Here is an 11,471-nt window from a genome sequence, read left to right as displayed (position 1 = left end):
CTAGATCGCCATCCAGAACACGGCACCGCATAGGGCCATGATCAGCCAGCTGCTCCGGTCTTTTGCCGCGAATATGATCGGGTCGTCATGCATGGAGCCGCGATGCGCGATGATCCACGTGCGGCTCACCCAGTAAAGCAGCAGAGGACAGGCCACCCAGATGTACTGTGGATGCCGATAGAGGCTCGCCGTATTGCCGTCCTGAATATAAAGCGCGAGAACCAGCACGGACAGATAGCCCGAGGCCGCGCCTAGTGACGAAATCAACGGCAGATCGCTCGCGACATAGCCGCGGCCGCGTGACTTCACGAGGCCGCGCTCCTTCAACGCGTGCAGTTCCGCATACCGCTTGACGAGCGCGAGACTGAGAAAAATAAACATCGAAAACGCGAGCAGCCAGAACGTGAGCCGCGCATCGATCGCGGCGCTTCCGGCGATGATCCGTGTCGTATAGAGCAAGGCCAGCACCACCACGTCCATCATGACTCGCCGCTTCAGATAGAACGAATAGGCCAGCGTGAGTACGTAATATCCAAGCAAAACCAGCGCGAACTTATGAGGCAGGCAGAACCAGGCGATCGCGCCGCCCACGACCAGCAGAACGGGACAGAGCGCCGCGCCCGAAACCAGCGGCAACGCGCCCGAAGCAAGCGGGCGTTTGCGCTTGGTCGGATGATGCCGGTCGTCCTCGAGATCGAGCAGATCGTTCAACAGGTAGACGCTCGACGCACAGACACCGAAGGCAAAAAAAGCGAGGAGCGCGGCAATGACCAGCGCGGCATCCGACAGTTGATGCGCCGCGAGCAGCGGAACGAAAATCAGCAGATTCTTCAGCCACTGATGCAGTCGCAACGACTTCGCCCACGTTCCCGGCCACGCGGAGCGTTGGTCGATGACGCGCTCGACGTTGCCCTGCTTGCGGGCCGCGCGCTCTACGCCACTCGACGGATTGATCACATAAGCACGCTCGGCCGCGGCCCAGACTGCGACATCGTCGTGCGAATTGCCCGCGTAGTCGAAGCCTTTCTCGCCGAACTCGGCCACGAGCCTGTCGCGCTTGCGATGCGCGGACAGATTGATGTCGCTATGCGTGGCGAAGGTTTTGTCGAATAGCCCAAGATGATCGGCAATCGCCTTCGCGTAGCGTTCATGGCTAGCGGTCGCCAGCACGAGCGAACGCCCGGCGGCCCGTTCTTCCTTCAGCCACTCGATGACCGTGGCGTCGTAGGGTAGGACGGTGACGTCGATATCGGTCGCTTCGGCCAAGCGGGCTTTGAGGCCGGCTTTGCCCCCGCGCAGGAGCCACAGAAGCGGCTCGTAGAACCGATGGGGAGCGGATCGGGTGAAAGCAAATCCGCATTCAATCAGGACGTCCGAGCGAATGAGAGTTCCATCAAGATCGACGACGAGTGGTTTGCTGCTCATTCAGTGAACCGCCGCAGGGCAGAAAAGAGTGTGGAAGGCACATGCGATGCCGTAGAAATTCGTTCTGGCGCGGCAGCGGGTCAAGTCGAACCACGAGGATCAATATCCGGACCGCGTAAAGCGGCATCACGCTACCATCTCGCGCCCTCCCCTACAACCCGCTGCCAATTTATTTGTCAACTTATCGCCGACTGATTTAACAACCCTGAGTTAACAACCCTGAGCCCGCAATATTTGTAACGAAGCAGAATAATCAGTGTACCGGGCTCGACCGCGCAGATAATACCAACATCTCGCATATAGGCCGAATTTGCGCAAACCAAGGTGAATTAAACCCTTTCGCAAGCTTTTCGGCGATATAGAGAGAAAGAAAATAACGACTCAGGAAGACAATACGTGTTCATACAGCGATTTATATGCGTTTCCCAACGCTGGCCCAGAAAATAGCCGCTCATATCGCTGCCGCGCCGCCCCTCCCATGCCGCGCGCCAGTGCTTCATCCAGCGCCAGCCGGTTAATCGCGGCGATCAGCGGTTCGGGCGCCTCGGGCGGCACGACAAACCCCGTCACCCCATCCTCGTTGACGAACGACGTCCCGGACCCCACCTCACAGCACACCATCGGTTTGCCGAACATCGCGGCTTCGACCAGCACCATCCCGAACGCTTCGGAGCGCAAATGCGAGGGCAGCACCATCGCGCGACAGCCCTCGAGCAGCGCAACCTTTTCCTCATGCGTGACCTGCCCGGCAAACACGACGTTGGTCGCGCCATGCTGCCGCGCCAAGGCGGCGAGCCGCTCGCGCTCCGGCCCCGAGCCAGCGATGACGATTTTCGCCTGCACATGCCAGGCGGCCTCGACGAGCGTATGCAGTCCCTTGTAGTAGCGCAACACGCCGAGCGCCAGAAAATACGGCTCGCCCGGCGCCAGGCCGAGCCGGCTCTCGAGCTTGCGCTGCGTATCGAGCGGCTGCGGCTCGTCGCGATAGTCGATGATGCCGAGCGGAATCGTCTTCAGACGCTCCTTCGACACGCACGCGGCAAGCGTCTCACTGGTCCGCGCATAGGCCGCCGACGTCGCGACCACCGCGGACATGCTGCGCAGCGTGCGCCGCATCAGCGGCCCATAGACGGCGCCGAGCAGCTTCTGCCGCACGATGTCGGAGTGGTAAGTCATCACCGTCGGTTTGCTGGTGCGTCCGAGCAGATGCAATACGTCGGCGAACGGCCACGGAAAGTGGAAATGCACGACGTCGGCCCAGTCGGCCAGCTCGCGATACCTGATCACCGAGCAGGGCCCGCCGAGATCGCACGATGCCGGCGCCGCCCACGATTTCTCGCGGATCACCTGCCCTTCCGGGCGTTCGACGACGGTCGGCGTCGGGCTCGGCGACAGCGTCAGAATGCGCGGTTCGACGCCGCGCTCGCGCGTCGCTAGCGCAATCTGGCGGATCGCTTCCTGCAGGCCGCCGGGCGGGTCCGGGAAGTACGTGCGGTACACATGAACGACCCTCACGCGCGCACCTCAGCGCCGTGTGGCCGCGCGCTGCCGCCGCCCGCCTGCGGGAAGTGGAAGGTGATCGCCAGCATCTTGTCCAGCCGCGCTTCCCACGTGTTCTCGCCAACCGCAGCGCGGGCTTCCTCCACGCTCAGCTTGCCGCGTGCAAGCTGCTTGTCGATCGCCGCGATGAACGCGTCGGCATCGCTGCCCACTTCGAGCCCCGCGCGCGGTTCCTTCGCGAAATCGAGCGGCGTCGATACGACCGGCAGACCGGCCGCGAGATATTCGTAGAACTTCATCGGAAACATCGAGTGCGTGTATTCGTTGATCAGCGTCGGCAACACACCGACCCGCATGCCGCGCAAATACTGCGGCAGCACGCGATACGGCCGGTAGCCGAGCAGATGCACGTTCGGCAGACGCTTGAGCTGCGCGAGCAGGTCGCTGCGCTGCCCTTCGCGCTCCTCGCCGATGATCACCCATTGCCACTGCGGCCGCGCCTGCGCGGTTTGCAGCAGCAACGGCAGATCGACCTTGAAGTCCGACAGCACGCCGTGATACACGAGCCGCGGCTCGTCGATCGCGGCGAGCTCGGCGGGCAGCGGGCCGTCCGCGCGCGCTGCGCCGAAGTGCGCTTCATCGACGACGTTGCCGAAGAAATGCGTATTGGGGTTAAACGGCAGGCACACGTCCTTCAGCGACTGCGCAGTCGTGAATACCGCCTCGCAGCGCCCGAGCAGGTCCTGCTGGGCATTGCGGAACGCGTCGACGTCGACGCCCGGAATCGCCGCGATATCGTCGACGCAGTGGTAGACCAGGGTCCCGCGCGGCAGCGTCGCGATCGCATCGAGCATGTACGGGTGGTACGTCCACACGACCGGCTTGACGTAGCGATGCGACCTCGCGAAGCGGTTCACCGAAAAACGCAGCATCGCCTGATTCAGCGAGCGCACGAACGGCAGATGATGCCCGGCCGGCACCATCAGCGGCGACAGCACCCAGATGTTGTCGGCGCGGCGCGGCGGGCCGAGCACGAGCGACTGCACGCCGCGCCACAGACGTCGCCACAGGCGCGACCAGTCGCGGCCGCTGGCCACTTTCGGCGAGCGGAAGCCAACGCTTTCCACATACAGAATCCGCCAGCCGCGCGCGGCGAGGATGCTCGCCGTGTGCTGCTTGTTGGTCCAGTACGGCTCGTCCCAGTCGGCGCTCGAAAACAGCACGCAGTCTTGCGGGGCAAGCACGGGGTTCTTGCCGTCAGCCAACGAACACCTCGACCGGTCGGCCGCGCAGGCTGTCGACGATGCGTCGTGAGGCCAGTCCGTCGCCGTACGGATTCGCGCGATCGCGCAGCGCCGCGCGCCGCGCGGGATCGTCGAGCCAGCCGATCACCGCGCTTTCGATGCTCGCCGCGCTCTGGCCCGCGAGCGTCGCGAAACCGGCGTCGACGCCTTCGCGGCGCTCGGTGTGATTGCGCATCACGACGACCGGCACGCCGAAGGTTGGCGCTTCTTCCTGGATGCCGCCCGAATCGCTGACCACGACGGCGCTGCCGCTGATCAGATAAAGGCTCGTCGGATAGTCGACCGGCTCGATCAGCGCGAGGTTCGGGATGCCATCGAGCTCGCGATGCACGGGCCCGCGCACGGCCGGATTCAGATGCACGGGGAACACCCAGCGGTAATCGCTATAGCGCTGACACAGGTCGCGCAGCACGCGGCAGATGTCCTGCAGCACGTCGCCGAAATTCTCGCGCCGATGGCACGTGACGAGCACGTGCTGCTGCTGCGCGGCATGCCATGCGGGCAGCGGACTCGCCGGCGGCGTGACGCTCCAGCTCGCGCGCACTTCGTCGATCGCATCGACGACCGTGTTGCCGGTCACGACGATCTTCTCTGGCGCGACGCCTTCGCTGAGCAGGCTGTCGCGCGCGCGCGAGGTCGGCGCGAAATGCAGCGTCGCGATGCGGCCGAGCAGGCTGCGGTTCGCTTCCTCGGGAAACGGACTCGCCAGATCGCCGGTGCGCAGCCCCGCCTCGACGTGACCGACGCGGACGCCGCGCTGGAACGCCGCGAAGCCCGCGCAGAACGCGGTCGTCGTGTCGCCCTGCACGATCACCCAATCGGGACGTGTTTCGTCGAGCGCGCGATCGAGCGCGGCGATCAGGCGCGACGCGAGCGCGTTCAGCGATTGACCCGGGTGCATCGTTTCGAGCGTGATGTCCGGTTCGATGCCGAAGAATTCGAGCGCCTGTGCGGCCATGTCCCTGTGCTGCCCGCTCGCGCAGACGATCGTGTCGAACTCGCTGCGCAGCGCTCGCACGAGCGGTGCGAGCTTGATGACCTCGGGCCGCGTGCCCATTACCACCATGACTTTCATTGCAGTGCTTTCCCCGCCTCGACTTTGGTATGAGCGCCCCGGAACTCGACGCCGAGCGCGAGCGGCGTCGTGTCGGCGAAGGGCGTGACGACGCGAAAGACGCCGTCGTGTTCGACCATCTGCGCGAGCGAGCGCAAGCGCAGGAAATCGAGCGCGGCTTCCTCGTGCAGGAACAGCGGCCGTTGGGCCTTGCCGCGCATGTAGGCGATCAACTGCTCGTGCGCGTCGATGCGCGCCGCCTCGTCGGTCCAGCCGTACGCGTAGCGCTCGGAGAACGGATGGTCGAGATAGCCGAACAGCGTGTTGGTCGCGTACGCGGTGTCGAAGGCCTGCTTGAAGATCGCGAGCGGATCGCCCTCTTTCAGCATGCAGTCGCCGTGCAGCATGCACTGTTGGCTGTGACCGACGAAGCCCGCCGGCAAACCGGCCAACGCGCCGCCGCGTGCGCTCAGAAACTCCGGATCGTTGCGGATGATGCCGCCGATGCAGCCCGCGTAGCCCGCGTCGATCAGGCCGCGCATCGCGTACGGCGGCGACTGGTGAAACGGCGACACCGCGTAGCGCACCGGCACGCCGGTCGCGCGTTCGAGCAGTTCGGCCGATTGCACGCCTTCCGCGATCGCGGTGTCGTAGCTGCCGCCCCAGTTCGGCGAGTGCGTCGCCGTGTGCGACAGCACCGCGCCCTGCTGCCGGTCGGCAAGCAGTTCGCGCAGGATGTCGTGCTGGCCGCCGCGTTGCAGGTTCTGCGTATGCACGGCGAGCGTGAACGGCACGCCGAGACGCCGGTACGCGTGCCACAACGGGCGCGCCGATTCGACGTCCTCGTCGCAATCGAGCCGCGACGTGATCGCCGCGTCGTAACCCCACGGGAGTTCGCTCAGCACCGGCTGACATGGCAGCGCATCGGCCCGGTAGCCCGACAGAAACTGCTCGACGAGGCGCCATTCGAACGAATCGCACGGGCCGACCGGCCGGTTGAACCACAGCACGGCCGATGCGCCCGCATCCCACAGCGCCGCGTACGCGAACTGTCGCTCGCCGTTCACGACGACCGCGGCCAACTCCGCTTCGGCCGGAACTTCGGGCGCCTGCGCGAGCGCCCAGATCGAGCCGTCGGCGCGAATCGCGCCGTAGCCGAGGTTGTTCCATTCGTCGGTGAAATCGAAGCGCTCGAACGGGCGATGCCAAGGCGCGCCGCCGAGTGTCTGCGCGAGCGCGCCGTAGCGCACCGCCGCCGCGCTTTCGCGCGACTCGCCCGAAGGCGCCGTTGCGCTGCGGCTCGCTTGCGAGAGGTCGGCGGGCAACGCCGCGGGCCGATAACGCAGATAGTCCGCGAGCGCGATCGGCATATGGCCGAACACGATCAGCTTGCGCGGCCGCGCCTGCACGAACGCGATCAGGTCGGCGCTCCACGCATCGGGCGCGTCGACCGCGGCCACGACGTCGGGCGCGCTCTCGCGCAGCATGTTGCGCGCGATCGCCTGGGCCTGGGTCGCGCTGACCGAGCGCCGCAGCGCCGCCAGCACGAATTGGCCGGCGTCGGCGCGGGCGTCGGGAAACGCGACGCCGATCATGCGCTCACCACGTGACGGAATTTGGCGCGACTGCCCACGCGCACGAAATCGTCGTGACCGACGTAGGCGATCGTGAACGCGTCCTGCCAGAAGTGGCGCAGCTTCGCGGTGGTGTCCTCCGCGTTCGCGTGCGGTTCGAGCACGATGCGCAAAGTGGGCGGCGTCGTGCGCAGATCGATCTGGAATTCCTGGATGCCGCCGACGCGGTGATCGAGCATGTCCTGGATGTGGTGCGTCGGATGCGCGACGCCGTTGATCGGCACGACGTCGTGAATCCGGCCGACCACGTCGGTCAGGAAGAAGCCCTTCTCCGTCTCCTGCACGCGCGCGAGGTCGCCGGTCGTGTAGCGGATCAACGGCATCAGCCGGTTGCGGAACCCGGTGAACACGAGCTCGTGCGCGCCGTCGGGGTTGTCCGGCGCGACGCGGCTTTCCGGCCAGCCTTCCGATTCGAGGATCTGGAAGCCGCCTTCGTGACCGTCGAGCTCATAGGCCATCACACCGAGCTCGGCGAGGCCGTAGCGGTCGATCACGCGGCAGCGCAACGCCTTCGCGATCATCTCGCGCGCATGCGGCTCGAGCAGCTCGCCGCTCGACTCGAACACCTGGAACGCGTTGCCGCCGCCGTACTTGCGCTCGACATAGCAGGCGAGCGCGTACATCGTTGACGGATGCGAGTGCGCGAGATACGGGCGGCGGCGCTTCAGCGTGCGCCACATCTCCTCGAGGCCGTGATCGTCGATGCGGTCGAAGAAGACATTGCTGCGATTCATCGCGAAGCATTTGAAGTCTTCGCGCGACGGCCACTCGGGCACGACCTGATCCGGGAAACGGCACGCGAAGTGCAACTCCGAGCGATGGCGCAGCTTGCCGATCCGCTCGCGGCAATAGTTGGTGACCGCCGACGAATAATCGGCGCCTTCCTGGTCGTAGTAAATCGTCGTGGAGAGGCCGGTCGAGCCACCGGTCTTGCACGCGTGGTGCTTGCCGGCCTCGAGCGGTCCCGACAGGAGACGCGGACCCTGCTCGCGGATGATGTCCTTGGTCAGATACGGCAGTTCTTCGAGGTAGCGCGGGTCGTTCCTGACCTTGGCGGGATCCAACTGCTTCGCCTGGAACAGGTCGCGATAGTAAGGCACCTTCGCGCTGGCGAATTCGAGCGTGGCGACGAGCCGTTCGAGCGCGATGCGGCGGCGATGCGGCATCGGCCGCGAATAGTGCTCGCGCAGCTCGCGGATTTTCGGGCGCACGTTGCGCTTTTCGGCGTTCTCCGCAATCGGATACGCGATATAGCCGCCCGCGAAACCCTTCAGCGTGCGAAACGGCTGACGCACGAGCAGGGATTCGGAGTAGCGCAGAAACGGGTGATTAGCTCGCATCAAATTCGAACCTTGTTACGCCTCGGGATTGGTCACGAGGGTGTTGCTGAACTACGGGACTGGCTTGCGCCGGGGCGCGGTTTAGCCGATGAGCCGATGGATTTGCCTGCCGCATGTGCAGCTTGCGCCGCGCCGGTCGCGCGTCGGCGCGCTCAGTGCGGCAACTGCGCGGTGTGGCTGATGAGCGGCTCGTCGGATTTTTCCGACGGCAGCACGGGTTCGTCGGCGACCATCTTGCCGTGCTCCATCGAGATCTTGCGGCTGCACACGCGCGCGACCAGCGACGGGTCGTGCGACGCCACCACCAGCAGCGCCGCCTTGCCGACGAGACCTTCCAGACGCTCGGCCGCCTTCACGCTGAACTCGGCGTCGCCGACGCTCAGCCATTCGTCCATGATCAGGATGTCGGCTTCGACGCTCGTCGAGATCGCGAACGCGAGGCGCAGCATCATCCCGCTCGAATAGGTGCGCACCGGCAGATTCAGGTAATCGCCAAGCTCGCTGAAGTCGGCGATCTCGTCGATCTTGCTGCGGATGCGCGCGGGCTTCAGCCCGTCGAGAATGCCGCGCAGATAGATGTTTTCGAAGCCGGTCGCGTCGGGGTCGAGGCCCATCGACACGTCGAGCAGCGACGCGATCTTGCCCCGCACCTTCAGCTCGCCGCGCACCGGCGCATAGACGCCCGACAGCGCGCGCAACAGCGTCGTCTTGCCCGAGCCGTTGTGGCCGATCAGGCCGATGCGCTCGCCTTCGCTGAAGGTGAAGCTCAGGTCGTCGATCGCGCGGACGATCGCATGGCGACCCGCGTCCTGGCCGATCCGGCCGCCCGTCGTCAAATTGAGCACCGCCTTTTTCAGCGAGCGATGCGAGTTCTCGTAAATCGGAAATTCGACGGAGATGTTACGAGCGACAATCGATGTAGAACTCACAATATCAAAGCCAGTAAGGAACGCGATTACGGAAACGCTTCATCAGGATCTGCGCGAACGCAAAACCGACGATCAGGAGGCCAATCGACCACGCCCACGACTCCCAGTGGGTCGGGCGGCCGGTGAGCGGCGCGCGCACCGTTTCGATCAGGTGATAGAGCGGGTTGTATTCGGCGACCCACGCGCGGTCCTTCAGGATTTCCGGCGACCACATGACCGGCGTGAAGAAGAACACGACCTGGATCAGGTTCGTGACGATCGGCGGAATGTCGCGAAAGCGTGCGCACAGCACGCCGAGCGTGACGCCGAGCCACACGCCGTGCAGCAGCAGGATCACGAGCGCGAACGGCACCAGCACGATTTCCCAGCCCGGCCAGTGACCGAACACGAGCAGCAGCACGACGACGACGGGCAGGCTATGCAGCAGGATCACGAAGTTGCGCCACGCGATGCGGCATACGTGCACGGTGAGCGGCAACCTTATCTGCTTGATCAGATAGGCCGAGCCGATGAAGGCCATGCAGCCCTCGTTGGCGACCGACGCCAGATACGCCCACACGACGAGACCCACCGCCAGATACGGTAGATAGTCGGAGAGTTCCTGGTGCAGCAGCGTCGAGTACAACGCGCCGAGCACGACCACCATGATGACCGTGCTGAGCGTGAACCAGAACGGCCCGAGCACCGAGCGGCGATAACGCTGCCGGATGTCGTGCCAGCCGAGCGTGCCCCAGACCCGCACCGCTTTCATGCCGACCAGCAGGTCGTCGCGCTCGTTGTGACGTGTCAGGTCTTCCGAGTCGTTGGTAAAACTGATATCCATCTCAAGTACGTCCGTAAATGTCTTCGAAGCGAACGATATCGTCTTCGCCCAGATATTCGCCGCTTTGCACTTCGATCATCACGAGCTCGACGACGCCCGGATTTTCGAGGCGATGTTTGTGACCCGCCGGGATATAGGTCGACTCGTTGGTCGACACGAAGAACTCTTTTTCGCCGTTGACGACCTTCGCCATGCCGCTCACCACGACCCAATGCTCGTTGCGGTGATGATGCATCTGCAGGCTCAGGCTCGCGCCCGGCTTCACCTCGATGCGCTTGATCTTGAAGCGCGGCCCCTCTTCGAGCACCGAGTACGTGCCCCACGGCCGATGCACGGTGCGATGCACCTTGTACGTCTCATGGCCGCGCGACTTCAGCTCCGCGAAAATCTGCTTCACGTCCTGCGCGCGATCCCGGTGCGCGACGAGCAGCGCATCGGGCGTGTCGATCACGATCAGGTTGTCGATGCCGACCGCGCCGATCAGGCGCCCGTCGCTGCGCAGATACGAGTTCTTCACGTCGACGAGCAGCGCCTCGCCTTCGACGCGGTTGCCGCTCGCATCGGCCGGCGACAGGTCGGACAGCGCGGTCCACGAGCCGACGTCGGTCCAGCCGAGGTTGCAGCACACGACCGCCGCGTGCTCGCACTTCTCCATTACCGCGTAGTCGAACGACAACTCCGGCACCGCGCCGAAGCAGCCCGGCTCGAGACGCACCTGCGCGCCGCTCTTGCCTTCGGCGGACGGCGACTTGTCCATGCATTCGGCCGCGGCATCGAGAATGTCGGGACAATGCTCGCGCATTTCCTTCAGGATCGTGCCCGCGGTGAAGCAGAACATGCCCGAGTTCCACACGAACTTGCCCGACGCCAGATACTCGCGGGCCTTCTCCAGTGACGGCTTCTCGACGAAGCGCACGACCCGCTCGCCATCGGCTTCGATATAGCCGTAGCCGGTTTCGGGCGTATCCGGATGCATGCCGAAGGTGACCACGTTGCCGGCCTGCGCAAGCGTCTGCGCACGCGCGACCGCCGCGGCGAACGCGGTTTGATCCGCGATCAGGTGATCCGCGGCAAGCACCAGCATCACGGTGTCTGCGCCAAGCGCCTTCGCCGTGTGCAAGGCCGCCGCGGCAACCGCCGCGGCCGTGTTGCGGCCGAACGGTTCGAGAATGAACGAGGTCGCGACGTTCTTGCCGTTCACCTCGCGGAAATCGTCTTCGGTCTTGAAGAACAGCTCACGGTTGGTTACCGTGAGCACTTCCTTCACGCCGGGCAACGCGACCGCGCGCAGGAACGCTTTCTGCAGCAGGCTTTCGCCGTCCGCGAGACGGATGAACGGCTTCGGGTGCGATTCCCGCGAGACCGGCCAGAGCCGCGATCCCGCTCCGCCGCACAGAATGATCGGTAACAAACTCACAGCTCCCTCTCGATACCGTATTTTTTACGTGGCCATACTGGCTTG

General features: G+C 64.8%; 9 protein-coding genes. All 9 read right to left on the bottom strand.

Annotated features, from left to right (window positions below; genetic code table 11):
• The gene (locus tag F6X40_RS16235) at positions 1-1,425 is read right to left on the bottom strand and encodes a UbiA family prenyltransferase (protein ID WP_187628516.1); all 1,425 of its coding nucleotides are present in this window, start codon (positions 1,423-1,425) and stop codon (positions 1-3) included.
• A gap of 381 nt (positions 1,426-1,806) precedes the next feature.
• Positions 1,807-2,940 carry a glycosyltransferase gene (locus F6X40_RS16230; RefSeq protein WP_187628515.1) on the bottom strand — a complete coding sequence of 378 codons (1,134 nt, stop codon included), beginning with the start codon at positions 2,938-2,940 and terminating at the stop codon, positions 1,807-1,809.
• Positions 2,937-4,190 (bottom strand): glycosyltransferase, encoded by a 1,254-nt coding sequence (locus F6X40_RS16225; RefSeq protein ID WP_187628514.1) that lies wholly within the window; start codon positions 4,188-4,190, stop codon positions 2,937-2,939. Before F6X40_RS16225 ends, F6X40_RS16230 begins: the two co-directional genes overlap by 4 nt.
• Positions 4,183-5,304 carry a non-hydrolyzing UDP-N-acetylglucosamine 2-epimerase gene (gene wecB, locus F6X40_RS16220; protein WP_187628513.1) on the bottom strand — a complete coding sequence of 374 codons (1,122 nt, stop codon included), beginning with the start codon at positions 5,302-5,304 and terminating at the stop codon, positions 4,183-4,185. Before wecB ends, F6X40_RS16225 begins: the two co-directional genes overlap by 8 nt.
• Complete coding sequence (locus tag F6X40_RS16215) at positions 5,301-6,878, bottom strand: polysaccharide deacetylase (protein WP_187628512.1); 1,578 nt, start codon at positions 6,876-6,878, stop codon at positions 5,301-5,303. Before F6X40_RS16215 ends, wecB begins: the two co-directional genes overlap by 4 nt.
• Positions 6,875-8,257, bottom strand: a complete 1,383-nt coding sequence (locus F6X40_RS16210) for a phenylacetate--CoA ligase family protein (RefSeq protein WP_187628511.1) — start codon at positions 8,255-8,257, stop codon at positions 6,875-6,877. Before F6X40_RS16210 ends, F6X40_RS16215 begins: the two co-directional genes overlap by 4 nt.
• A 152-nt stretch (positions 8,258-8,409) precedes the next feature.
• On the bottom strand, positions 8,410-9,186 hold the full coding sequence (locus F6X40_RS16205) for an ABC transporter ATP-binding protein (protein ID WP_187628510.1): 777 nt from the start codon (positions 9,184-9,186) through the stop codon (positions 8,410-8,412).
• Positions 9,187-9,190: 4 nt separating this feature from the next.
• A complete protein-coding gene (locus F6X40_RS16200; RefSeq protein ID WP_184065123.1) occupies positions 9,191-10,009 on the bottom strand; it encodes an ABC transporter permease in 819 nt (272 codons plus the stop codon).
• 1 nt (position 10,010) lies between these two features.
• The gene (locus tag F6X40_RS16195; RefSeq protein WP_187628509.1) at positions 10,011-11,426 is read right to left on the bottom strand and encodes a mannose-1-phosphate guanylyltransferase/mannose-6-phosphate isomerase; all 1,416 of its coding nucleotides are present in this window, start codon (positions 11,424-11,426) and stop codon (positions 10,011-10,013) included.
• Between the last annotated feature and the right edge of the window lie 45 nt (positions 11,427-11,471).

Source organism: Paraburkholderia sp. UCT31 (assembly GCF_014397655.1).
Lineage (GTDB): Bacteria > Pseudomonadota > Gammaproteobacteria > Burkholderiales > Burkholderiaceae > Paraburkholderia > Paraburkholderia tuberum.
Note: the sequence above shows the minus strand (reverse complement) of the source record. Positions and strands in the feature narration are given on the sequence as shown.

Coding starts and splice junctions, on each gene's coding strand:
- F6X40_RS16235 (WP_187628516.1), bottom strand. CDS start 1,425: ATGAGCAGCAAACCACTCGTCGTCGATCTTGATGGAACTCTCATTCGC.
- wecB (WP_187628513.1), bottom strand. CDS start 5,304: ATGAAAGTCATGGTGGTAATGGGCACGCGGCCCGAGGTCATCAAGCTC.
- F6X40_RS16215 (WP_187628512.1), bottom strand. CDS start 6,878: ATGATCGGCGTCGCGTTTCCCGACGCCCGCGCCGACGCCGGCCAATTC.
- F6X40_RS16210 (WP_187628511.1), bottom strand. CDS start 8,257: ATGCGAGCTAATCACCCGTTTCTGCGCTACTCCGAATCCCTGCTCGTG.
- F6X40_RS16200 (WP_184065123.1), bottom strand. CDS start 10,009: ATGGATATCAGTTTTACCAACGACTCGGAAGACCTGACACGTCACAAC.